This is a genomic window from Spiroplasma endosymbiont of Monopis laevigella (genome assembly GCF_964019975.1).
Lineage (GTDB): Bacteria > Bacillota_I > Bacilli_A > Mycoplasmatales > VBWQ01 > Spiroplasma_E > Spiroplasma_E ixodetis_A.
This window is the reverse complement of the sequence record NZ_OZ026473.1, coordinates 1,061,264-1,086,316: the sequence shown is the minus strand read 5'-3', so window position 1 is coordinate 1,086,316 and position 25,053 is coordinate 1,061,264. Positions and strand designations below refer to the sequence as shown.

25 protein-coding genes and 1 pseudogene are annotated in these 25,053 nt (G+C 24.6%); 16 read left to right on the top strand and 10 right to left on the bottom strand.

Annotated elements, in window-relative coordinates; all coding sequences use genetic code 4:
• Nucleotides 1–97 precede the first annotated feature (97 nt).
• The 7 genes from AACK94_RS05795 to AACK94_RS05765 all read left to right on the top strand — a co-directional run bounded on the left by AACK94_RS05795 (nucleotide 98) and on the right by AACK94_RS05765 (nucleotide 6,285).
• On the top strand, nucleotides 98–400 hold the full coding sequence (locus AACK94_RS05795) for a hypothetical protein (protein ID WP_338975491.1): 303 nt from the start codon (nucleotides 98–100) through the stop codon (nucleotides 398–400).
• 54 nt (nucleotides 401–454) lie between these two features.
• Nucleotides 455–1,813, top strand: a complete 1,359-nt coding sequence (locus tag AACK94_RS05790) for an Mbov_0396 family ICE element transmembrane protein (RefSeq protein WP_338975490.1) — start codon at nucleotides 455–457, stop codon at nucleotides 1,811–1,813.
• Between the two features lie 34 nt (nucleotides 1,814–1,847).
• Nucleotides 1,848–1,976, top strand: coding sequence for a hypothetical protein (locus AACK94_RS05785; RefSeq protein ID WP_255495888.1), 129 nt, complete (start codon nucleotides 1,848–1,850; stop codon nucleotides 1,974–1,976).
• A gap of 45 nt (nucleotides 1,977–2,021) precedes the next feature.
• Nucleotides 2,022–3,905, top strand: a complete 1,884-nt coding sequence (locus tag AACK94_RS05780; protein WP_281749401.1) for a VirD4-like conjugal transfer protein, CD1115 family — start codon at nucleotides 2,022–2,024, stop codon at nucleotides 3,903–3,905.
• A gap of 210 nt (nucleotides 3,906–4,115) precedes the next feature.
• Nucleotides 4,116–4,757 carry a CDP-diacylglycerol--glycerol-3-phosphate 3-phosphatidyltransferase gene (gene pgsA / locus AACK94_RS05775; protein WP_338975488.1) on the top strand — a complete coding sequence of 214 codons (642 nt, stop codon included), beginning with the start codon at nucleotides 4,116–4,118 and terminating at the stop codon, nucleotides 4,755–4,757.
• A 23-nt stretch (nucleotides 4,758–4,780) separates the two neighbouring features.
• The gene (locus AACK94_RS05770; protein ID WP_338975487.1) at nucleotides 4,781–5,587 is read left to right on the top strand and encodes an SDR family NAD(P)-dependent oxidoreductase; all 807 of its coding nucleotides are present in this window, start codon (nucleotides 4,781–4,783) and stop codon (nucleotides 5,585–5,587) included.
• 146 nt (nucleotides 5,588–5,733) lie between these two features.
• Complete coding sequence (locus tag AACK94_RS05765; RefSeq protein WP_338975486.1) at nucleotides 5,734–6,285, top strand: hypothetical protein; 552 nt, start codon at nucleotides 5,734–5,736, stop codon at nucleotides 6,283–6,285.
• 474 nt (nucleotides 6,286–6,759) lie between these two features.
• Here AACK94_RS05765 and AACK94_RS05760 read toward each other — a convergent pair.
• Nucleotides 6,760–7,877 (bottom strand): IS3 family transposase gene (locus AACK94_RS05760; protein ID WP_338975485.1). Its coding sequence is split into 2 segments (ribosomal slippage): nucleotides 6,760–7,607 and nucleotides 7,607–7,877, totalling 1,119 coding nucleotides; the frame shifts between segments, so codons are not numbered across the junction.
• Between the two features lie 299 nt (nucleotides 7,878–8,176).
• On the opposite strand from AACK94_RS05760, the gene AACK94_RS05755 reads away from it, so the two are divergent.
• Nucleotides 8,177–8,713, top strand: coding sequence for a hypothetical protein (locus tag AACK94_RS05755; RefSeq protein WP_338975484.1), 537 nt, complete (start codon nucleotides 8,177–8,179; stop codon nucleotides 8,711–8,713).
• 136 nt (nucleotides 8,714–8,849) lie between these two features.
• On the opposite strand, the gene AACK94_RS05750 is transcribed toward AACK94_RS05755, so the two are convergent.
• Nucleotides 8,850–9,590 (bottom strand): SDR family oxidoreductase, encoded by a 741-nt coding sequence (locus tag AACK94_RS05750; RefSeq protein ID WP_338975483.1) that lies wholly within the window; start codon nucleotides 9,588–9,590, stop codon nucleotides 8,850–8,852.
• Between the two features lie 206 nt (nucleotides 9,591–9,796).
• On the opposite strand from AACK94_RS05750, the gene AACK94_RS05745 reads away from it, so the two are divergent.
• Nucleotides 9,797–10,138, top strand: coding sequence for a hypothetical protein (locus AACK94_RS05745; RefSeq protein ID WP_338973668.1), 342 nt, complete (start codon nucleotides 9,797–9,799; stop codon nucleotides 10,136–10,138).
• Nucleotides 10,139–10,209: 71 nt separating this feature from the next.
• On the opposite strand, the gene AACK94_RS05740 is transcribed toward AACK94_RS05745, so the two are convergent.
• From AACK94_RS05740 to AACK94_RS05730, 3 genes are all read right to left on the bottom strand, one after another.
• Nucleotides 10,210–10,500, bottom strand: coding sequence for a hypothetical protein (locus AACK94_RS05740; RefSeq protein WP_338975482.1), 291 nt, complete (start codon nucleotides 10,498–10,500; stop codon nucleotides 10,210–10,212).
• An 11-nt stretch (nucleotides 10,501–10,511) separates the two neighbouring features.
• The gene (locus AACK94_RS05735; RefSeq protein ID WP_338975481.1) at nucleotides 10,512–10,838 is read right to left on the bottom strand and encodes a hypothetical protein; all 327 of its coding nucleotides are present in this window, start codon (nucleotides 10,836–10,838) and stop codon (nucleotides 10,512–10,514) included.
• 117 nt (nucleotides 10,839–10,955) lie between these two features.
• Nucleotides 10,956–11,516, bottom strand: a complete 561-nt coding sequence (locus AACK94_RS05730; protein WP_338975480.1) for a hypothetical protein — start codon at nucleotides 11,514–11,516, stop codon at nucleotides 10,956–10,958.
• Between the two features lie 456 nt (nucleotides 11,517–11,972).
• Here AACK94_RS05730 and AACK94_RS05725 point away from each other — a divergent pair, with 456 nt between their 5' ends.
• The 7 genes from AACK94_RS05725 to AACK94_RS05695 all read left to right on the top strand — a co-directional run bounded on the left by AACK94_RS05725 (nucleotide 11,973) and on the right by AACK94_RS05695 (nucleotide 19,029).
• Complete coding sequence (locus AACK94_RS05725; RefSeq protein ID WP_338960413.1) at nucleotides 11,973–12,620, top strand: hypothetical protein; 648 nt, start codon at nucleotides 11,973–11,975, stop codon at nucleotides 12,618–12,620.
• Between the two features lie 16 nt (nucleotides 12,621–12,636).
• Nucleotides 12,637–13,308 carry a (d)CMP kinase gene (cmk, locus tag AACK94_RS05720; protein WP_338975479.1) on the top strand — a complete coding sequence of 224 codons (672 nt, stop codon included), beginning with the start codon at nucleotides 12,637–12,639 and terminating at the stop codon, nucleotides 13,306–13,308.
• A 27-nt stretch (nucleotides 13,309–13,335) separates the two neighbouring features.
• A complete protein-coding gene (der, locus tag AACK94_RS05715; RefSeq protein WP_338975478.1) occupies nucleotides 13,336–14,667 on the top strand; it encodes a ribosome biogenesis GTPase Der in 1,332 nt (443 codons plus the stop codon).
• A 438-nt stretch (nucleotides 14,668–15,105) separates the two neighbouring features.
• Entirely contained in the window at nucleotides 15,106–16,917 is a 1,812-nt protein-coding gene (locus AACK94_RS05710) for a PTS transporter subunit EIIC (RefSeq protein ID WP_338975477.1), read from the top strand.
• Between the two features lie 105 nt (nucleotides 16,918–17,022).
• On the top strand, nucleotides 17,023–17,193 hold the full coding sequence (locus AACK94_RS05705) for a hypothetical protein (protein WP_338975476.1): 171 nt from the start codon (nucleotides 17,023–17,025) through the stop codon (nucleotides 17,191–17,193).
• Nucleotides 17,194–17,277: 84 nt separating this feature from the next.
• Entirely contained in the window at nucleotides 17,278–17,643 is a 366-nt protein-coding gene (locus AACK94_RS05700) for a hypothetical protein (protein WP_338975474.1), read from the top strand.
• Nucleotides 17,644–17,664: 21 nt separating this feature from the next.
• Nucleotides 17,665–19,029 carry a hypothetical protein gene (locus tag AACK94_RS05695; protein ID WP_338975473.1) on the top strand — a complete coding sequence of 455 codons (1,365 nt, stop codon included), beginning with the start codon at nucleotides 17,665–17,667 and terminating at the stop codon, nucleotides 19,027–19,029.
• Nucleotides 19,030–19,160: 131 nt separating this feature from the next.
• Here the strand turns inward: AACK94_RS05695 and AACK94_RS05690 are convergent, their stop codons facing one another.
• The 5 genes and pseudogenes from AACK94_RS05690 to AACK94_RS05670 all read right to left on the bottom strand — a co-directional run bounded on the left by AACK94_RS05690 (nucleotide 19,161) and on the right by AACK94_RS05670 (nucleotide 25,028).
• Complete coding sequence (locus AACK94_RS05690) at nucleotides 19,161–20,399, bottom strand: IS256 family transposase (RefSeq protein ID WP_338976364.1); 1,239 nt, start codon at nucleotides 20,397–20,399, stop codon at nucleotides 19,161–19,163.
• Nucleotides 20,400–20,455: 56 nt separating this feature from the next.
• Nucleotides 20,456–21,573 (bottom strand): annotated as a pseudogene (locus AACK94_RS05685) (IS3 family transposase).
• A 22-nt stretch (nucleotides 21,574–21,595) separates the two neighbouring features.
• Nucleotides 21,596–21,862, bottom strand: coding sequence for a hypothetical protein (locus AACK94_RS05680; protein ID WP_338975471.1), 267 nt, complete (start codon nucleotides 21,860–21,862; stop codon nucleotides 21,596–21,598).
• Nucleotides 21,863–22,397: 535 nt separating this feature from the next.
• Complete coding sequence (locus AACK94_RS05675; RefSeq protein WP_338975470.1) at nucleotides 22,398–23,093, bottom strand: Abi family protein; 696 nt, start codon at nucleotides 23,091–23,093, stop codon at nucleotides 22,398–22,400.
• Nucleotides 23,094–23,114: 21 nt separating this feature from the next.
• The gene (locus tag AACK94_RS05670; protein ID WP_338975469.1) at nucleotides 23,115–25,028 is read right to left on the bottom strand and encodes a hypothetical protein; all 1,914 of its coding nucleotides are present in this window, start codon (nucleotides 25,026–25,028) and stop codon (nucleotides 23,115–23,117) included.
• Nucleotides 25,029–25,053 lie beyond the last annotated feature (25 nt).

Sequence of the window (25,053 nt, the reverse complement as noted above, 5' to 3'; positions counted from 1 at the left end):
AATAGGGCTTATTATATTATTAGATAAATTCATGCTTTATAAACAATTTTGATTAGTAAATAATTTTATTTTTTTATTATTTAAGGAGAAAAAACTTATGATTTTTAATTATCTATCAGATGGACCTGATATAAATAAAATCATTGATGTAGCAAAACCTTATGTTTCGGCACTTTCAGGATTGCTAATTGCTGCTTTAATTGCATTTAGTGCTTTTAAAATAATTATATTGGCAAAAGATTTAGCGGCTGCTGGTGATGATCCACAACGTAGAAGTGAGATTAAAAAAGCGTTTATGTATACATTAATTGCACCAATTATTGGTATTACTGCATCAGCAATAATAATTGCTCTTGTGCAAGCCTTTGGTGGTAATCCAAATATTCTTCCTACTAACTAAAGAAAGTTATATATTAACTTGATATTAAGTTATGAAGAGAAAAGAGATGAAAATATGGATTGACTAACAGATATTATACTAGGAGCTTTATTATTTATACCTTGACTTATTTTCATTCAAGGACCATTATATTTAATTGACATTTTATTGAGATCACCTAATCATGGTCATGGCGGCATATTTGATTATTTAACAACTGATGCGATAACTAATTTAGTTTTTGGAGATTTTACTAAAGACCCACTTAATAGTAAAAATTTACCAGTATTTTTTTCAGCATTAGCAATTGTTTCAATTGGCGTAATACTTATTATGTTTATTATGCAATTAATTATTATCCAATTTACTGAAACACATACAATTAGAGAAAAATTAGGTAAGGCTATAAAAAATACATTTTTAGCTTTTTTAGTAATTGTTTTCATTCCATTTTTTATGAGTACTATAAATTATTTAATAACAGGATTATTGGCAGTTTTACAAATTACAGCTTTAGGAAAAAATGCTAGTTTAGCTGATTTATTATGAGGTATTGGTGCACCCGATGCTAATGCTGCTCAGCATGATCTTGGTGTTTATTCAATGCCATCTATTTCTCAATTAAAACATTGAAACTTTATTCTTGAAATTATTGCGGTGTGATTTACTTTATATGTATTATTTGTTGCATCAATGACATTGGTTGAAAGAATTATTGATTTATTACTTTTATTTTCAATATCACCAATTGTTGCTTCTATGATGCCTGTTGATCAAGGAAAAAGATTGGGTGTTTGAAAAGAAATGGTAATAGGTAAGTTTATTATTGGTCCAGGAACGATGTTACCTATTTATATATTCCTTGAAATATTACCAAAAGCAATAGTAGATATTACTAATAATACTAATTTTAGTTGACTTGAAAAACAAGTTTTATATACATTATTTTGTACAGCCGGTGCTATTAGTTGTTTAAGAACTCAAAAAATTATTAATCACTTAGTAACACAAAACTTAGGTGTACAAAGTGCTATTGATTCTAATGGAGCAGCTATTGCTGGAAATATTATGGGTAAAGCTCGGACTTTTGCTAGCCTTGCAGCCGGTGGTGCTGGTGCATTAAAACTTGGAAAACAAATTGCATTTGGTGGTGCTAAAGATGGAAGAAATCCTGATGGTAGCGAAAAGAAAGCAAATGGACTATTAAAAAATGGTATCGCGGGTTATTTAGGTAAAGGTACTAAAGGAGTTGCTAAAGGAATTGGTAAATTTCAAAATTCTAATGATCATGGTACTAAATGACAAGATACAAAAAATAATTTAAAAAGTCCTTTCGTTGGATTAAAAAATATGGCTAATGCTGCTTTTAAGGAACCTGTTGTAAATTTAAATAATATTAGAAAGAATGCAAGAAGAGGAGATTCTGATGAATAAAAAAGTAAAATATTAAAATCTTGGAGAAATAATCATGAAATTTAAAAAAACAAAAAATGAATTTAAAAAGAAAAAAAGTTATCGTTGAAGACGTAATGTAACTATTGGTATTTTATTATTAATAATATCAGGTATTGCTGGTGTTATTTCCCAATATGGGTAAAATATAAATTATTATAAAATATATAAAAAATAAAGGAACATAAAAATGAAATTTATTCGTCAAAAAAAATGAGTACTACCAGCAGTAATTATAATTGTTATACCCTTTTTAGTATTAATAAATACTTTATTAGTTTATGCTTTAGTCTTTGTTCGTAACATGTTTTCTCATAGTGGGGATAATCAACAACCATTTACACTTAAATTTTTAATACAGGATGTTATTAATTATTGATTAATATTTTTAATTCTATTTCTTATTGAATTTTCAGTTTTATTATCTTACTTTATGATTCATAAATATAAAATTTATCGTGAAACTCATAATAAAAGTCGCTTTTTACGTGATTCAAAAAATAAAGTGTATGGATCTGCTGCTTGATTAACACCCACTGAAATTGCTAATACCTTTCCTTTATCAAAAACTGTTGAAAATGATTACGGTATTGTTGTTCAAACAACAAAGACTAAAATTGGTGGTGTCCAATTTAATATTAAGTCTGATGCTCATAATATTGTAATTGGGGGAACAGGAAGTGGTAAAACTCAAAAATTAGTTATTCCAACTATATATTTAAATGCCCAATCAAAAATTAAACCATCAATGGTTATTACTGACCCAAAAGGAGAATTATTTCAAAATCATTCTAAAATATTAAAAGATAATGGTTACGATGTTTATGTTATTAATTTACGTGATACATCAGTATCTAATTCATGAAATCCTTTTGTTAAAGTATATGATTTTTATGTAGAATCAATGCGTTTAAAAAAAGAAAATAATCCTTTAAATGAATCAATTACTTATGAATCAATGGCATTATCATGAATTAATGATATTGTTGAAGCCTTATTTCCTGAATCAGATCCAAAACAAAAATTTTGAAATCAATCAGCGATGCAAGTTGTTAAATCAATTATGTTATTTATGCTAGAACAACTTGAAGATCAACCTGATGTTCCGTTAAAATACTTTAGTATGTCAAATGCTGCTATTGTTGCTACTAATCGTCAACGATATGTTGAAATTCTAAAAAAAATGCCAACTCATAGTTTAGCTCGTCAAATTGGTTTAGGTGCTTTAGAAGGTGCTGAAGAAACTGCGGGATCAATTAGTCAAATGGTTGCTAATGGATTACGTTTATTTACTGATCCAGTGACACGAAATATTAGTTGTAGTAATGATATAAATTTAGATGAAATTGTAAAAAAACCAAGTGCTGTTTTCTTAGTTGTACCTGATGAAAGTAATGAACGTAATGCTTTTGTATCAATGTTTATTGCACAGTTATATAAAAATACAATTCGTTATGCAAGTACTTTGCCTGATATTAAATTACCACGTCCTTTATACTTTTTATTTGATGAGTTTGGTAATATACCAACGATTGCTAGTATGGCACAAATGATTACTGTTGCACGAAGTCGTAATATTTTTTTCATGATGATTATGCAAGATTTACAACAATTAACACAAAAATATGGTAAAGAAACAGCAGAAACTATTTTTAATAACTGTATTTTGCATACTTTTTTGCAAACTATGGATTTACAAACTGCTAATAAATATTCAGATATGTTCGGTGAAAAAACAATTATTAATTATAGCCATTCTGGTAATAAAGATAAAAAAGCTGATAATATTAATTCATCATTACAAGGTAAAAAATTAATTACAGGTAGTGAGTTAATGAAATTAGATTTTGATACTGCTGTTATTTTTTTAGCAAAACATAATCCAGCAAAAACACGTTTAATTCCGTTTTATGAATGAGGAAGTAAACCGGCAGGACAAGCAACTGTTACAAATGCTTCACGTTTAATTGATTTTAATAAAGATTATTATTTAAGTTATATTGGCTTATTCTATTATATTGAGAAAAGAAAAAATCCACAAGCTGCTGCCGAAAGAGAAAAATCAGAAAAATAAAAAACAAACAATAGTTAAGAAATTGTATATAAAAGAATATTTATTTTAATATATAAATGTATATTATTGATAGATATAGAAAATAACGATATACTTATTTCATGAATAGATCAAAAATATAAGTTTTACTTTTTATAAATTATGCTAAAAAAGGTAAGTACATAATAATGTTAAATATTATAAATAAACTTATATGAAAGGATTTTAAATATGAATGTTCCCAATATTATTTCTTTAATAAGATTAATATTAGTTCCAATTATTGTTAGTTTAATGATTATCGGTCCAATAGATAATGATAATTTTTATCATCTTTGAATAACAAGTATTAATATTAATAATTATAGTTTACCAATTAGTTGGTTAATAGCAGCAATTTTATTTATTATTGCTGCCATTAGTGATTTTATTGATGGATGATGAGCAAGAAAATTTAATCAGGTAACAACTTTTGGTAAATTTTTTGATTCAATTGCAGATAAAATTTTAACTAATGGTGTTTTAATTGTAATGGCATGTGGTACTATAATTCCGGTTTGAATGGTAGTTATTTTGGTATTACGTGATTTTATTATTGATGTAGTTCGTCAAATTTTGGCTACTAAAGGCACAGTAATGGCTGCTGATAAATATGGTAGAATAAAGGCAGCAGTACAAATGTTAGGAATTACAATTTTATTTTTTATTAATTGACGATTTTTTGATGGTGGTGTTAATGGTCATAGTAATAATGATCAATATGGTTTAATTAATCAATTAGTAATGATACCAATGTACGTTGCTACAGTATTAAGTATTTTTAGTGCTTATAATTATATTAGTTCAAATAGTAAAAAAATGTTTAATATCTAAAAATAAAAGGAGTATTAATATAAATGATAAATAAAGTAATTGTTTTGAATCAGTGAGCAGTAGTTACAGGAGCGTCTAAAGGATTGGGATATTATTACTGTCAAGCATTATTAGCACAAGGTTATCACGTATTAGGGGTATCACGTGATAGTAAAAAAATATTAGAATTAGCAGATAAGTATCCACACTTACAAGTTAAAAATTATGATTTAGATTTATCTGATTTAAAAAATATTTATAAATTATTTGAGTTATCAAAAGAATTAAATGTAACAGTAGTTATTAATAATGCTGGTTATGGTGTTTGAGGAACATTTGCAGATAGCATGTTAGAACAAGAATTAAATATGATTAATTTAAATATTTCTTGTTTACATATTTTAACAAAGTTATTTGTTCAACGTTTTAGTAAAAATAATTATGGTCGTGTTATTAATATTGGAAGTATGGCAGCTTTTAGTCCAGGGCCTGTTTTTGCTAGTTATTATGCTTCTAAATCATATGTTTGAAGTTTAGGTGTTGCAGTTAATTATGAATTAAAAAGAGCAAAAAGTAAAGTAAGATTAATTACAATTTGTCCAGGTCCATTAAAAACTGAATTTTGAAATCGTAGTAGTAATGGTAAAGGAAATAAAGAACATTATAGTTCATTATTACCAGTTTTAGATACTGAAATTTATGCTAAAAAGTCTTTACAAACAGCCTTAAAAACAAAAAGAAAAAGTTTTATTATTACAGGAATTTCTAATAAAATTACAAGAACTATTATTAGAATATTACCTTTAAAAACAGTACTTAAATTAGTATATAATTATCAAAAAAATCGCTAATAATGAATTTCATTTTTTATTTTAATCGTAAAAATTATTAAAAAACATTTATTATAAATGTTTTTTATTGTTTTTTTAAAAGAAAGGTTTATGATGTATCCAACTTCTTAAGATTTTAAGAAGTTATTAAAAAAGAGGTGTTATTTATGAAAAAATATTTATCAATGTTAACAACAGCAGCATTATCAGCAGCATCAATATTTTCAACTTCTTCGATATTAAATTCATATGTAAAAAATTCCAATTTAATAAATGTTGATAATTTACATGATGTAATACAACAAATTGATATTGTTGAATACCCTATTTTTGCTGATAATGGAGAAACTACAACTAAAACTTTTGAAAAAAATGTTATTGTTCTTTTTAGTGATCCTTCAAAATTAAAATATATAGAATTAACTGATATAAAAAGTCATGTCGATTTTCATATAAATGGAAAAGATTATTATAATGATCAAAGTAAGAATTCAGTTATTGTATCTAGTGATACAAAGTTTATTGATAATAGTATTTCACATGAAGGAAATATGAATAAAGTTCAACAAACAGTTAGTTACGATTATGATTGAAATCAAAAAGCATTTATTTTTAAATTTGTTAGTGTTGAAACAGTTACAGCAAATAATGAAAAAGATACTCAGTTTGTAAGAGGTTATTTTACTACTAGTTTAAAGTTAAATTTGCATGAATTTTAATTTATAGTTTAAAATATTATTTTTTTAACTTAATTAGAGAAATTATATTATAAAAGTAGTACTTAAGTATTACTTTTATTTATTTTTTTGTTTTTTAAAATAAAATAATTATAATAAAATAAATAATATTTATATTATAAAATTAATTAAAGCATTAATAATAATTTATAATAATGATTAATCAAAATATATTATATACAGTATGAGATTCTATTGTAATTTGGTTTAAATTTGTTATTATTATATTTGTCCTAAAACTTTAGGACAAAACATCAGTTTAATTAATTTAAAATTGTAAATTTGGCTTTATGCCCTTATATGAGTAATTTTCATGTAAGGGTTTTGTATTTTAATTTATTGATATGAGTCTTTAATTTAGTGGAATGGCAACCCTTTTTAGGACTATTTTTTGGTAGACATTTGTTTTTGATAACTAACTGGAGTTAGGTAGTGGAATGGCAACCCTTTTTAGGACTATTTTTTGGTAGACATTTGTTTTTGATAACTAATTGGAGTTAGGTAGTTTAGAGTACTGTGAATTCTTATGTTGTTATATCAATTGATGTAATCAAATAATTCTAATTTTAATTGGATTAATGATGTAAAATTTTTATCATTAATAAATTCAATTTTGAAAGTTTTAAAAGTTGCTTCAGCAACAGCATTGTCATAAGGACATCCTTTTTTGCTTAAAGATCGAGTTATGTTGAAAGCTAATAAAAGTTTATCAATAGTTTTATTATTGAATTCATTACCGCGATCAGTATGAAATATTTCAATATCTTTTAAACAGTGATTTGATTGCATAAATGCTTGATATACTAATGATGCATCTTTTTTAACTCCAACACTATGTCCAATAATTTCGCGGTTAAATAGGTCGATTAATAGGCAAATATAGTTTCATTTACCATTAACTTGAACATAAGTTAAATCACTAACAATAACTTCATTTTTAATTCTATTATTAAAGTTGCTATTAACAAGATTGGTTATTTGACTATCATTGACTTTATTATGATAATTTTTGAATGATAATTTAGTGTATTTTGATATTAAATTATGCTTATTCATAATTTCTTTAATTTTTCTGCGTGATAAATAAATTTCTTGGTTTGCTAGTATGACTTTTAATCTTCTAGTACCATAAACTTCTTTATTTTCTTTAAAAGCACTAATAACAGCTTGTTCATAAATATTATTTTGAATTTTATTTTTTTTCTTTAAATTAAAATAATATGTTGATTTAGAGAGTTTTAAAAAATGACACATTGTGCGAATTTTATATTTAGATTTATTATTTGCAATAATCTCTACTTTCTGCCTATTATTAGTGCTGCTTGCTTTAAAATATCAATTTCCATTCGTAACTGTTTTAATTCTTTATTTGCTTGAATTAATTGTTTTTCTAAATCTGAAAGATTATCTTTAGTTTTAAAACTACTTGAATTAGTAAATTGCTTAATTCAATTGTAAGTAGCTGCTCTTGTAACATTGTATTCTTTAACAAGGCAAGATACTGATTTGCCACTTTGATATAAAGCTACTATTTGTTTTTTAAATTCATCTGAATATGAGTTAATAGTGACCATAATTATAATTCCTTTCTTTTAACTAATTTGTTCACTTGTCTATGTAATTAGTGTCCAATAAAGTGTAACCCATCCATTAGTTTAAAAACTCAATTTAATATCTATTCCAATTTCATAAATTAATATTCCCACTTACCCTTAAACCAAAATTTATACAGACTAATAATTAAAAACATTTTAAAATTTATATCATTATAATTTAAAAGTATTAAGTTTAAGGTCAAATTTACTCTTTTATGGTAATTAAGTTTGTTTATAGTAAAAGTATTATTAAAACTTTAGAAAATGAGGTTTATTAAATGCATAATATTATAAATTGTGGCATTTATTTTGCCAATGTGCCATTAACAAAAACAACTAACGAAACTAGATGTGAAAATATAAATTGTAATTATCAATATTGTAATGGTTGCAAACTTGAAACGGTTATCATTTGAACACAAACTCCTGATCAAAAATGTTTAATAATTCCTATTATTAGAAATTCAATTGAACAACATGAGCAAAGCCTAGGCTTATTAGGTGATAACTTATCTATTATTAAATTGAAAAAATCTAATAATAATTCTATTTTAAGTTTAAGTTTTCGCGAGGAAGATATTAGTTATGCTGATCTTAATCGTGCAACTTGAATTAAAAACTTTAGAATTGGTGATGAATACTTAATCAATGGAGAACTTCGTGTCTTAAATGAAACTGAAATTCATGATTTATCTTTTAGAGTAAAAACATTACCAATATCAAGTATTAATACAATTGCCAATATTGGTATTAATAAAAATTTAAATTTAAATAATAAAATTGTAAGTTATAGTGACAATACTTTGAAAGAATAATTTCTTAAAACAATTAAAAATATAAAAATTCTTAATATTAAATTTCTCTCTCTTTTAAAATTAAAAAATAATAAAGAATTGTCTAAAGTATTTTAAAATTCAAAAATTAGATAAATATTCTTTATTTTTTTTATTTTTACATTATTTCATTGGTTGGTCTAATAATAATTTCATTTCAAGTAGCATCAGCAGGTAATTCAATTGCTTGTTTTATTGTTAGTGCTATTCGTTCGGCAGATATGCTATAAGTTTTATAATATTCTTTAAATTCAGAACTAAATTCTTTATCAGTTACTCTATTCAATAATTCAGTATTGATTGCTTCAGGTGAAATTACTGTAATTCTAATATTAGTTTTATCCTTTGCTACTTCTTCTCTTAATGATTCACTAATTGCTCTAACTGCTCATTTTGTTGCTGAGTAAACTGCTTCACCAGCATGAGCAAAATGACCAGCAATTGATGAAATATTAATGATATGACCTGAATTTTGTTGATACATTAATGGTAATGATGCAGCAATACCATAAAGTGTTCCTTTAATATTGACATCAATTGTTTCATCTCAGTCTTTAATGTTTTTTTGTTTTAAAGATGTTAGTATCATAATTCCTGCATTATTAATTCAAACATCAATTTTATTAAATGTTTTAATTGCAAATTGTGCTAGTTTTTCTACCTCATGATGTTTGGTGACATCAGTTACTAAATAATTTGCTTCACCATTTTTATTTTTAATACTAGTAACTAATGCCTTAAGTTTTTCTTCTCTTCTTGCAGCTAAAATTAATTTATGACCGGCGCTTGCTAATAACTTAGCTGTTTCCATACCAATACCACTAGAAGCCCCTGTGATTACGATAACTTTTGATTTCATGTGTATTCACCTCTAAACTATTGATCAACAATGATCATTTTTTTTATTTTTAATAATTAATGCAATTAAAATTGTTTTTAACAGAAATGTTTAATAAATGTATGTATAATTAATGAATATTAAATTAAAGAAAAAATAATGATTTACAAAACTAAGTAATTGTAAATTCTCTGCTTAAGAAAATAAAAAAGAAACGGGGGTAAAAAATGGTAAATTATAAAAAAATTAATTGATTTATTTTAGCAATTATTATTCTTGGGTTTTTATTTATGATAATTGGATTAAGTTTACTTACTAGCAAAGTGTTAATAGGAAGTCATACAGAATTAGTCACTAATGGTTTTGGATTAATCGCAGGAAAATATAAAGAGTATTCTCATTTAAATGGAATTTTAGATGTATTTAATAATAATTTAAATGATTGATTTAACATTTCAAATGTAAGATGTGGTGTTGTTTTTACAATATTTTTAACTCCTATATTTTTATCTATAAGTATAATTTGTTTTTTATATAATTATTATATTTTTAAATTTCCTAAAAAGTAAAATAACAATAACATTATTTTTGATAAATATTTATTAGAATTTATGTATTTTTATTTAGTTAATTAATGAATCTAATCATTATTATTAAAATCAGCAATTTTGACAGTATATTCAAAAGTTTCACTTGAAGTTACATCAACAACTTTGCCTTCAATCATTACCTTGATTGTTATTGGATAATTCATTTTGTAGTTTAAAAATTGATCACCTACTGAAATTGCTTCTATTCTGCATTTTTCTAAATGTTCTTTAAATGAATTTGTTAAATTTGGAATAGTAACATTGTTTAAATCATTAATGAATCATTCTCAGGTTTTATTAATACTGGCTTGGTTATAAGCTGATTGAAACAAATTACGCATATAATCTAATGTTACTTGTTCGGCGATAATGTTATATTTTTTTCTGTTGTTGTTTTTCTATCCCTTACTGCAAACATTCCACTTGGATAGTCATTATTTTTTAATAAGAATATTCTAGTGAGTGGTGATAAGTCTAAAAGTTGAGTAATATAAATAGTCATACTATTTAAGTTTTCTTTAATTTGATTAACATCATTAAAATCAAAAACAGGTACTTTATATCTTACCGTTTCATAATTATTATTAGTGTTATTTTTGTTTTCATTTTTTTCTTCGTTATTGGTTATTTTTGTTTTCATTATAATTTTAATTTTTTCATTGATATTTTTATTGTTCATTAGTACTTCTCCTTTTATTTAATAATATAACCTAGGTTATTTAGTAATACTAAATTGACCTAGGTACTAAGAAAATATAAAAAATATTATATTTTATGAATTACTAAAATTATTTAATTACGCTTTTTTAACTGCTTTAACAGTAAAGTGGAATTTAACTGATGAACTAGCAGTTACTTGTGGCGCATTAGGTACGGTTGCTACAACTTTATAAATGAAATCCATTTTATAATCTAGTTCATCTCCTGAAGCTATATATGCATTTAAACATTTTTTTGTATGTTCTTCAAATTGATTTTCTAAATCGTTAATAGAAACATCTGTTTGACTAGCAATTGATCATCCTCATTGTTGACCTTGTGCTAATATATATGCTTTTGGAGCTGTTTCTTGAAGTCTAGTAAGTAAATATTGTGGTACAATTGGTGTTATACCAGCACTTGTTACTAATACGAATGTTCCATTTGGATATTGTTCATCTTTTAAAAACGCAACTTTTTCTGTAGCTGGTAAAGCTTCTAATATTTGATTAATATATGGAACCATACTGTTTAAGTTAGCTTGCACACTAATAGGATCAACGTTATCTAGTACATTAATATTATTACTATCAGTATTTCCAGTAGTAGTTGTATGTTCAATTTTTAAATACCCTAAAATAAATGTAGTTTTTTGCATATTTTATTCTCCTTTGTTACTAAAATAAATTATTATTTTTAGTTTTAGTTTATTTTAAGATTAAGATTTACCTAATGTAATATTTTTTTATTTTTAATATCGATAATAGTAAGATATTTATAATAATGTGAAAGTGATATTAGATAAAAATATTTTTTGTAAATCTTAATTTAAGTCTATAATTGAAAAAATGAATATACAATAAAAAAATAATGCTTGCATAAAAATATAAATTTTGCTAATATTTTATTTTAATAATGTTTAATAATGTTTAAAACAAAACTAAGCAAAAACAATTATTTTTTAAAATATTATCAATATTATCAATAGTTAAATTTGTATATTATAATGATTTTATATATTTATGTTATAATCAAGAAAATTATTATTACTATTAAAAATAAATCAGTATTGGAATTTTTTAAATATTAATTTGTGGGTGCTTTAATGACAAGAATGGAAAAGTATAAAAGTTTACGTGAACAAATTACTAAAGAAATTAAAGAAAATAGTAAGCTTTGAGAACAAGAACAAAAAATAGAAAATTATTATCAGCAACTAATAAAAATTGATCAATCATATTTTGAGCCAATTTTTCAAAAATTAAATTCTGATTTAAATTTAGTTAATTTTGAAAATTATTTTATTAAAAATAATGAACAACATTTAGATGATAATGATAAATTAATATTGGAAAATATGTTAGAAAATATTAATAATATTTTAAAAAAATATAGTGAAAATATTGATTTTGAAATAGTTGATGTGCCATTAATAAGTACTAACTTGGAATATCAAACGTTAATTAATAGTATGCATAATAAAATAAATGAATTTCAAAAAGACTTAGAAAGTAAAATTCATGATGTCAAAAATTTTGTTAAAAATTTAGAATTTAAATATAAAAAGTATAAAATAAATAATAGTGATCTTAATAAAGGACTAAAAGAAATTAATCAAGAACATAATAATTTTCAAGATGAATTACAAAAAATTAAAATTAAGCATAATTATAAATGAAGTTTAACAGTATTTAGTATTATCATTATTTGTTTAATTTTAATAGTCGTGTTAGTATTATCATTAATATTATTTATTAAGTAGAGAATGGAGAAAAACAATGTACCCAAAGATTAATATTGCAATAGATGGTCCAGCAGCTAGTGGTAAATCAGCGGCAGCATATTTGCTTTCTAAAAAAATTGATTATCAATTTATGGATACAGGAATTATGTATCGTAGTTTTACTAATCATTGTTTAAAAAATAAAATTGCTTTTGAAAGTGAAGATTTAATACTTGCAGCACTACAACTTTTTGATATAAGATGAGTTAATGGTCATTTTTTATTTAATGATCAACCACCAACAGAAGAAATTTATGATAAAAATGTTACTAGTAAAGTACAAATAATTGCTTCGTTATCTGAAGTTAGAAAAGTTATGGTTGCTAGAATTCAAGAAATGGTTAGAAGTCAAGGCTTTATTGTCGTTGGCAGAGATATTAGTAGTGTTGTTTTACCTGATGCTCAATTAAAGATTTTTTTAACTTCTAGTTTACACGCTCGTAGTGAAAGAAGATATAAACAGTATATTAAAGATGGTATTAATATTACGCAAGAACAAGTATATAACGATATGGTAATTCGTGATAATGTTGATAAAACTCGTAGCACTGGCCAACTAGTAATTGTTGAAGATGCAGTTATTTTAGATAATAGTGATTATAATTTACAAACGACCGTTGATAAATTAAAAATTTTATATGATAATTACTTTAGTCATAAAAAATAATATTTTAAATATAAGGATTTGAATAAAATGAATAAGTTACCAAAAGTAGTAATTGTAGGACGCCCTAATGTTGGTAAATCTTCAATTTTTAATCGTATATTACAAAAAAAAGTAGCAATAATTGAAGATATGCCTGGAGCAACTAGAGATCGAATTTATGGCATTGGTGAATGATTAACACAAAATTTTGTGATTATTGATACGGGTGGTATTACTAAAACGATTACTAATTTTACTCAACAAATCAATCAACAAGTTAATATTGCTTTAGCTGAGGCTGATATTGTTTTATTTGTTTGTTCTTATCAAGAAGGTCTAACTCACGAAGATGAAGATATTGCCAAATTATTATACAGAACTAAGAAAGCGGTTATTATTATTGCAAATAAATATGATAATGTTCAAAAAGATAATGATAAAATTTATGATTATTTAAAAGTTGGCTTTGGCGAACCAATTTTAGTATCTGCTAGTCATGGTGTTGGTTTTGGTGATTTATTAGATATGATAATTACTAAGTTACCAAAAGAGGTTCATACAGAAAAAAAAGAAAATATTAATTTAGCAATTATTGGTCGTCCCAATGTTGGTAAATCAAGTTTAGTTAATACTATTCTTCAAGAGAATAGAGTTATTGTTTCACCAATAGCAGGAACAACAACTGATGCTATTGATAGTAATTTTGTTTATAATAAAAAACAATATTGTGTTATTGATACTGCGGGAATTCGTAGAAAAGGAAAAATTACTGAAGATTTAGAAAAATATAGTTTAATTAGAACTACTAATGCCATTGAACGTAGTGATATTGTTTTGTTTTTATTAGATGGTAGTGTTGAAATTCAAGAACAAGATTTAACAATAGCAGGAATGGCAAAAAATTTAGATAAGCCAGTTATTATTATTGTTAATAAATGAGATTTAGTTAAAAAAAATGAAAAAACAATGCAAGAGTTTACTAAAAAAATTAAAGAAAAATTTAAATATCTTGAGTATTCTTTTGTTGTATATTTATCTGCTTTAGAAAATACTAGAATTCATACTTTATTTGCTACTATTAATGAAGTATTAGTTAATATGAATTTAAGAATTAAAACAAGTATTCTTAATGAAATAATTAATAAAGCTCAATTAATTAATGAGCCGCCTTACTTTAAAGGTGGTAGATTAAAGATATATTACACAACACAGGTTGAAAAAAATCCGCCTACTTTTATTTTAATGGTAAATGATCCACAACGATGTCATTTTTCTTATGAACGTTTTTTAATTAATCAAATTCGTGAACGATTTGGTTTTCAGGGTGTACCAATTAAATTAAGATTTAGAATGCGTAAGTCATTGTATAATAAACAATAAAAAAGTGTAAAATTTTGTGATTATATTTATTTTAAAGAAAATTATTGTATAATAATATTTATTAAGATAAAAAACTAATGATTAGAAAGTGTAAATGATTATGCTAAATTTTTTAACATTAGAATCGCACAATAAAAGTTTATCAACATCGGCAATGTGAATAATGTTTATCATTGGTTTGATTTGTGTTGGTATTATTTTTCTTGTGTTTTTTTTATTTAAAAGAAAATTACGTAAAGAAAGGAGCCTGATTAACGAGCAATTTTTATTTAAACCAAAAAAAGTTACATATCAAGTTTTTCATTTTTGAAATAAAGCTCTTTATATATTTTTAATGTTTTGTGCAACAGTTGGTGCCATTGTGCTATTATCAGTTTCAATAAGTTCAATGTTTTAATTTTGAAAAATTAAGAAAAAGTTTTAGGAAGGGGTTAAAATATGGGTTTAGTTTTCTGAAAAAAACATAAAGAAAAAAATCAAACAAAAAATAGTAATATTGAATTAAAAACCTCAAAAGAAAAAAGTCCTTGAAATAATGTTTTAAAATTTTTACAAGACTTAGGTAAAGCATTACAGTTTCCAATCGCAGTATTACCATTCGCTGCTATTTTAAACAGATTTGGAGCATTAGGACTTACATTTACTACTACAACTGATGCTGGTGTTATGCATGTTACTAATGAAGTGGGTTATTGAATTTCATATATTATTCAACAACCAGGAAAAATAGTATTTGATAATTTACCATTATTATTTGCTTTGGGTTTAGCATTTGGTTTAGCTAAAGATCATCGTGGTGAAGCTGCATTAGTTGGAGCAGTATTTTATTTAGCAATAGCTGCAATGACGTCAATTGAACACTCATTACCAGAAATGTTATATAAAAATGTTTTAACTTTTACATCAAGTAAAGGTGAAAAATTTTCGTCATTATTTTATGTAGAAGAATTTGGAACAGATGGTAAAACTATTATCGGTGGTATTTATGTATTAAACATTGGTGTTTTTGGTGGAATTGTAGCGGGGTGTTTATCTGCAGTTTTATATAATAAATATAAAGAAATCAAACTTCCTCAAGCGTTATCATTCTTTGGTGGTAGAAGATTTGCACCAATGGTGGCTTTAGCAATAACTATTCCCACTGCTTTGGCATTTGCTATTGTTTGACCATGAATTCAATTGGTATTAATGAAATTTGGTCAATTAGTTGCTAATCCAAATAATCCAGCAGTTGCTATTCCAGGAACAGCTGTTTATGGAATATTAAATCGTTTATTATTACCTTTTGGATTACATCAAATCTTAAATACTTTTTTTTGATTTCAATTACCAATTAATGGTCAGATAATATCTCCAATTACAGGTGCTGCATCTGGAACAACAGAATGAGTAAATGGAGACATTAATGCTTTTACTAGAGGTATTGAAGGATCTGGATTTTTTCAATCAGGTTTCTTTCCTATTATGATGGGTGGTATTCCCGCTGCTGCCTTAGCTATGATTATGGCAGCTAAAAAAGAAAATAGAAAAATGGTATCAGGATTTTTAGGAGGAGTTGCTTTAGTTTCTTTTATTAGTGGAATCACTGAACCCATTGAATTTTCATTTGTATTTATTGCCCCATTATTATTGGTAATTCATGCCTTATTAACAGGGATATTTATTGCAATAACGACAGCATTGCATATCCAAGTTGGTTTTGGTTTTAGTGCTGGAATTATTGACTATTGCATTTCTTTTGCTCAATCATGAGGATTTGCTAATCATGCTACTGGTGCTTATCATATTACTTCAAATCCACTATGAGTATTATTATTAATTGTGGCTGCTGGTGGAGTTTATTTTATTGTATTTTATACATTAATTACTAAAATGAATATTGAAACACCAGGAAGAGAAGAAGATTTTGGTGTTGAAGAAAGTAAAGTAACAACAAAATCAGAGTTAAGCAATAAAAATCTTAAAAGTGATAAATATACACTAATGGCAACAAAATTAATTGAAGCAATTGGTGCAGATAATTTTGTTGAAATTGATAATTGTGCTACTAGGTTACGTTTGATTGTTAAAGATACATCACGTGTTAATTTGGCAAAAGTTAAGGCCGCAGGAGCATTTGGTACTAAAATTTTGAGTAAAGAAGCTTTGCAAATTGTTATTGGTACCGATGTTGAACATGTAGCCAATGCAATAAAGGCACAGTTACAAAATTCAGCAACTTTGAATATTAAAGCTAAAGTTAATCTATAATTGAAAGTGATTATTACAATATAATATTAAAGCTACTAGAGCTCATATAACTATTTAATAGCTATATGAGCTTTTAATTGATTAAAAAAGATAGGAGTAAAAATAATGTCAGTAGGTAAACATTTAATTACTAACATTTTACAAAAAATAAAATCACAAGTACCAACATTAACTAAAGAAGATATTATTACTGCACTTAATATTATTTATATAACTTGTGCAGAATATAATGCTATTGATAGTTCTATTAGTAATATTGCCAAATATTATCAATAGGAAGATGAAAAATTTGATAGTCAATTGTTTAGAAAAAATTTGCATAGTTCTTTGCAATATATTGATCAAGCCAATTTATACAGTTTGAAAAGTTTGATTTCAATTATTTTAATAATTAATGTTTTTAATCATCCTTTATTATTTAGTGATTTTAGTGATTTTATTAAAAAAGATATTACTAATATTGAATTTATGAAAACGAAAATAGAAATCCTGAAAAATGATAATATTTTTTTTATTAAAAAAATTAGTTCGTGTAAGGACTTAAATAAGCTAAATAAACTAAGAGAGCAATTAAATAATAATTTTGAAATATTAAAACATTTTAAATCAATTTGTGAAAATCATCAATTAGGTGTATTAAATATTTATAACTTTATTGCTAATCAATCAAAATATTTTGTTACTGATGAAGATTGCGATAATAAAATTAGTTTAACAAGCAATTAATATGAAAAAATTAAGGACATAATGTCAAGAGAAAATAAATTTAAGGATATTTTAGTTAAAGATAGTAATTCTGAAATTCCATATAAATTAAATATTGAAGAACTTGATAAAATTTTTAAAAAGGAAATTGTAAATTTATTCGATGAATATGAAAATAAAATTTATGATTTTAAAAATAATAAATCTAAAAAGAATGAATTGAAAATTAAGGGAATTAAATTAAAAATTCAAAATATTTTTGATTTGTCAAAAATTATTTTTGAAATGTTTCAAAAACCAGTTACTTCTCCATTGCCTTTAACGAAAATTGTAAATCAAATTTTTGATGAAAATGATTCAATGCAATATTTAAGCGAGATTGAAAAAAATATTGATAGTAATATTGAAATGATTAAAAAGTTAAAGCAAAAATTGCAAGAAGTTTTAAATGATAATGATGTTTCAAAAAAGGAAACGTTAATGCAAGTAGAAAGTTTTAATAATTCTCATAAAATAGAAACAAAGAAAACAAATGTTAAAAAAAGAAAAAATAAGAAAAAAGACAACAAAAAAAATGAACATTTAAAATTTATTAATACTAATGAAACAGATAATTCAGAATCATCTACAACAAGTAGTTTAACGACTTTACTTGAAAAAGATATTACTAAAATTGATGTTATTTTAGAAGAAAATGACATTAAAGAACAAAGTATAAAACAAGAAAATGATGCAAAAGAAGAAAAAACAGAAATTTTAAGTCAAGATCAAATTTTACAAGCAAAAATTAATGAATTAGAAGCACAATTAAAGCAAACACAAGAAGAATTGGATAAAACAAAAGTTAAATCTGCAGAAGAAACAGCAATATTAGAACAACAATTAATAGCAGAAAAGCAAAAAGTACAACTATTAATTGATGAAACTAAATTTTTAGTTTCTAAAGTTGCTACCTTAGAAAGAGAAAAAACAAAGTTAGAAAAAATTAAGCAACAAAATAGTGTAAAAATAAATCAAATAAGTAATAATTTAGAAAAAGTACAAAAAAAAGTGAGAAATATTCGTGATCAAAAAAATAAAAGTATTGAAAGATTAATAAAAAAAGAGTTCGCGTTAGCTTTAGAAAAAGAAAGATTAGAAAGTAGAAATTATAAAAATAACCAAGCTTTAGAAAAATTAAATCAAGAATTATCAAAAACACAACAAACATTAATAACAGTAGAAGATAAAAATCAAAAATTAGTTATGGAAGTTAATCAATTAAAGGAAGAAAAAATAAAACTAGAAACTATTCAACAAGAAAATGGCATGCAAATAAAAGAGAAAGAAAAAAATATTTCTTTACTAGAAGGTAAATTAACAAAAATTGGTAATCAAGCAACTGAAGAAGTTCAAAAAACTACTTAAAGAAAAAAAACGATTACTTTTAGAAAAAGAAAAGTTAGAAACTTTAAATAAAAAAATACAAATGTTATCACAGTACAATCAAAATTTAGGAGGCTTTTTAATAATCTGTGTATCTTTGTTTTACAAAGTTACTAATTTAGATTAATTCTGTCTTCAAATTTTATCATAAAATGAGCAATTGCTGTATTTCAATTTTGAATAGGCAATGTTCATTTTTTTGTTATATTTTCAATTGCCAAGTAAAATATTTTGAAAACTGCCATATCATTAGGAAAAACTTTTTTATTTCTGATGATTTTTCGTAATTGACTATTAACAGATTCAATAGCATTTGTAGTATAAATCACTCTTTTGATTTCTACTGGATAACTAATAAAAACCATTAAATTATCTCAATTTTTATATCAAGATTTAGTAATTTGAGGATATTGTTTATTTCATTTACTTTCAAACGATTCTAAAGCTTGCATTGCTTGTTCTTCACTACATGCACTATAAATTGGTTTTAAATCTGCAACTAGACCTTTTCGATGTTTGTATGAAACATATTTTAAACTATTTCTAATTTGATGAACAATGCATAATTGATGTTCTGTTTTAGGATAAACTGATTGTATTGCTTCTGACATGCCTGTTAAATTATCACTACAAGCAATAAGAATATCATTTAAGCCACGATTTTTCATTTCTGTGAAATTAGATAATCAAAACTTAGAACCTTCATTTTCACTAATTCATAATCCTAAAACATCTTTTTTGCCTTCTAAATCAACTCCTAATGCTATATAAACTGATTTGTTAATAATCCGTTTATCTTGTCGTACTTTAACTACTATACAATCAAAATAAACAATAGGATAAATACTTTCTAATGGTCGATTTTGTCATGCTTTAACATCATCAATAACATCATCAGTAATTTGACTAATAACACTTTCACTAATATCAGCACCATGATATAACTCTTGCAACTGCATTCTAATGTCAGATAATGTCATTCCTTTTGCATACAAGGAAAGAACTTGTTGATCAAAACCATCAAATCTTCTTTGCCTTTTAGGAACTATTACAGGAGTAAAATTACTATTGCGATCTCTTGGTACATCAATTTCAATTTTACCTTGTTGAGTTATTAATTTTTTTGAACTTGTACCATTACGAGCATTTTCAGTAGTACTATGTTGATTTTTTTCATATCCTAAATAATTTTGCATTTCAGAATTCAACATTTTTTCAACTAATCTTTTTGTTAATTCTTTATATAAACCGCTAGGTTTAAAAACTGTTGTTAAATCTTCAGTATTTTCTAGTAATAAATCTACTGCTTTTGATATTGGATCATTTTTATTAAAGTTATCTTTTTTAGCCATCTGTAACTCACTCTTTCTAGTCATTTAATTATATGGAATGGCAACCCTTTTTAGGACTATTTTTTGGTAGACATTTGTTTTTGATAACTAATTGGAGTTAGGTAGTTTAGAGTACTGTGAATTCTTATGTTGTTATATCAATTGATGTAATCAAATAATTCTAATTTTAATTGGATTAATGATGTAAAATTTTTATCATTAATAAATTCAATTTTGAAAGTTTTAAAAGTTGCTTCAGCAACAGCATTGTCATAAGGACATCCTTTTTTGCTTAAAGATCGAGTTATTTTGAAAGCTAATAAAAGTTTATCAATAGTTTTATTATTGAATTCATTACCGCGATCAGTATGAAATATTTCAATATCTTTTAAACAGTGATTTGATTGCATAAATGCTTGATATACTAATGATGCATCTTTTTTAACTCCAACACTATGTCCAATAATTTCGCGGTTAAATAGGTCGATTAATAGGCAAATATAGTTTCATTTATCATTAACTTGAACATAAGTTAAATCACTAACAATAACTTCATTTTTAATTCTATTATTAAAGTTTCTATTAACAAGATTGGTTATTTGACTATCATTGACTTTATTATGATAATTTTTGAATGATAATTTAGTGTATTTTGATATTAAATTATGCTTATTCATAATTTCTTTAATTTTTCTGCGTGATAAATAAATTTATTGGTTTGCTAGTATGACTTTTAATCTTCTAGTACCATAAACTTCTTTATTTTCTTTAAAAGCACTAATAACAGCTTGTTCATAAATATTATTTTGAATTTTATTTTTTTTCTTTAAATTAAAATAATATGTTGATTTAGAGAGTTTTAAAAAATGACACATTGTGCGAATTTTATATTTAGATTTATTATTTGCAATAATCTCTACTTTCTGCCTATTATTAGTGCTGCTTGCTTTAAAATATCAATTTCCATTCGTAACTGTTTTAATTCTTTATTTGCTTGAATTAATTGTTTTTCTAAATCTGAAAGATTATCTTTAGTTTTAAAACTACCTGAATTAGTAAATTGCTTAATTCAATTGTAAGTAGCTGCTCTTGTAACATTGTATTCTTTAACAAGGCAAGATACTGATTTGCCACTTTGATATAAAGCTACTATTTGTTTTTTAAATTCATCTGAATATGAGTTAATAGTGACCATAATTATAATTCCTTTCTTTTAACTAATTTGTTCACTTGTCTATGTAATTAGTGTCCAATAAAGTGTAACCCATCCAATATGGTTCTAATAATTTTGTTAATTCATCACCATTTAATTCTCTTTTAATATTTTCAGAATTAAAAACCCAATATGTGTAATTATTATCAACAATAAAAGAATTATTTTTAATCATTCATTTTGGAAGTGATAATTTATATTCAACATAATCAATAAGAATAGATTGTGGTTTATCTTTAACAATTTGTTCTTTTTTAAATTCTATTTGCATAATAATCCTTTCCTAATATGTCCTGTTGCTTCTAGCATAAAGGACATATATTTTGATTTTTAAATTATTAATAATACTATTATTAGTTTTATTCATTCCAGAAATTCTGGGCTCAAAAATTTTTCAAAAAAAATAAAAAATAAAACCAACACTTGCTCACTGGTGAGTGGCAAGGTTGGTTAAATAAAGAATAGAATTAATATAGTAGGTTCCCTAAGCAGGTCTATATATACTAGTTTCCAATCCGCTCCCACCCCAAGAATTACCATTAAATGGTTAGTATATTTTATTAGGTATCACTCCACTTTTTATTTATCCATGCAAGTCCACATGCTAGCTACTATTTTTAACAACTGTGTTGTAGTTCACTTTTTTAGTTCCCTAACACGTGTTGATAATAGCGTTAAAGAGGGTTCTTAAAAATTTTAAAATTTTACAATTACAAAAAAAGACAAGATTTTTATTCTCATCTTTTGTCATTTATTTTTAATTTAAGGATTTAAAAAAGAAAGGAGCTATTTTTAAAACTTTTTAGTTATCGACATCTTCGGTACGCTCCCAATAAATTTTCATAATCAACATTAAATGGCGCTAGTAATTGGTTTTTACTAGAAAAACGAGTAATTAATAAGTGCAAATAATGATGATCATTATTAGCATTTAAAGTTTGTTCATAATAAGCGAACCGTTCTTTATACTTAAATTGAATTGCTAATACTTTAAAATTATGTGATAAATAATTACGAACATCTTTAATATATTCTAACTGTTCTAATAAAATTTTACTATCATTAAATTCTTTGATACCAAAATAATGAGCAATCTTAGCGATACTTTTATCATTTAAAGTTTGTAATAATTTCATTGTTCATTCAAATGACATAACTTCTATTAAACTGCGTATTGTTCGTGATTTTAAAACACCACTTCTATTATATTTATTATAACCAGCACGAATCAAACGTAAAGCTGTTTTCATTTGAGCTAGGTGTTCTGGATTAAGAAAAGTAGCATTATCTAAATTTTGAACATTATCATTAAAAAGTTGATGTAATAAAGCATTTTTTAAAGAATTTTCAATCATTAAAATATGTTTTAAATACAATAAACGTAAATCAATGTTCAATAAAAATAAATCTTTAAGTTGATGTTGAGGATAATTACGCTTTAATAATTCTAAATATTTTTCTTCAACAATATTTTCTACAAATCATTCTTCATTTAATAACATGTAATTCACTCCTTAAATAAACTAACCTCTAATTTTATAAATACCAACGCGAATAGAATAATTTTCAGATTCTTTTGTTTCACTTTTAATATCTACTTCTTTTTTTCTTCGTAACAACTTTTGTTCAATAAAGTCATCAACGTTCATATTGGTACTTTGATAAGTAGCAGTTCAATCAAATGTTTTATTAGTAAAGTTATTTTTAGGTTTATTACTATCTTTAAAAAATTCTTGTACTTCTTGATTCATAAATGCTTTTTGCTTACGTTTACGTGAAAATAAATTAGTAAAAAATTTCTTAAAATTAAAAATTGATCAAAACTGACGAAAATTAATAGTCATTGCTAAACCAAAAATTAAAATTGATGAATACAATAATGAATAACCGATAACTCGTAATACAAAACTATAATCTGTGAAATTATATGTTGGTGGATATTTATCAAAGAAATAAAGACATCCAAATAATGTTACTGCTAAAATTGGAATAATTAACACTAAAGTATTTTGAATAATAAAACGTAAATCACTATTATACGTCAAATGTTTTCAAACATAAACTCAGATTGAAATTAAACGATAAACTCAACCAATACAACTTGATAAAAGAATCATATATAAACTTAATGATAAATATTGATAACTTTGATGTTTTCAACCTAAATTTGATAGTATTCAACCCAAAATAACACCTAAAACAAGATTGATTATTGATTGAATATATGAACCTCAAATTGTTTCTTTGTGTTTTACAGTAGCATTTACAATAACTTTTCCTGGTTCGGTTGCCACTTGAATTGTATTTTTTAAAGATAAAAGTAAAATAAATCATGGTTGTGACAAAAATAAATTAATAAAAAGATTTTTTGAAGAATCAAAATTACCATCAGAATTATTAATATTTGTAATACTTAAAGCAGACACTAAATATTGAGTAATAATAAATTGATTAATAAATAAAAAACCAGCAATCATATAAGCATATAACTCAAATTTAGTATAGACAGTTCATCTAATTCGTCCACTTTTGGCAATTCAATATCCAAAAACTTCGCGAAAAGAACTAATTAAAATTAAAGCAATTGAGCGCATCGTTGTAGCAATAATAATATAAATAGTGTAAATTGATGTTGTTGTCAGTGATAAAAATAAAGTAATTAAAATAATATCAATGTTAGAAATAATCATGTCAGGTAAACGATTCAGGGCTACTCATCACGATTGTTTTAGCATCCTTTTTTGTTGTGTTCATTTTTTATGTTGTAATCATGGATATTCAATTTTAATAACGATAAAAGTAACAAATGCTTTTAATACACCACAAACAAAATAAGCAAAAAAAGGAATATACATATCTATCGGTTTACCATCAGACTTTCTAATAACTAATAACGTCATTAGTAAAATATACATAATAATCTCTGAAAAAATAAAAATTAAACGATTTAAATAACCTTTTTGATCAGCTTGAATTAAATTTTGATAAGCACCACTAAAATAAAAAAAGATTAATTCACGTGATCCTAAAGAAATAATAATAAGTGCTACTTGTCAAAAAGGAATTTCCATATCTAAACCAATTTCTGGTAAATGAACACTAGCTAATCCTAAAATAAAACCAGCACTGACAAGAATAATTAAATATATTCTTCCTGAATGATGATAATTTTTTCTTGTCGTATTAATAATATCGTTGACGGTTTCATAATCATCATTTTGTAACGGACGATATAAAGAAAAAATGGTAATTAAACCAAGTCCTCCTTCTGTCAAACTAAGGTAAGTCAAAAAAGAAATAATAACACGAATTAAACCATTAATTTTTTCACCGTATGCTAAGCCAGTAACATAAAGAAAAGTTAACTGTAAAATAGAGATAACAATTGTCATGATAACACCAACAATTGTATTAAAAATACCTTTTTTAGTTGTCATTACTTCACCCAATCTATATAAATAA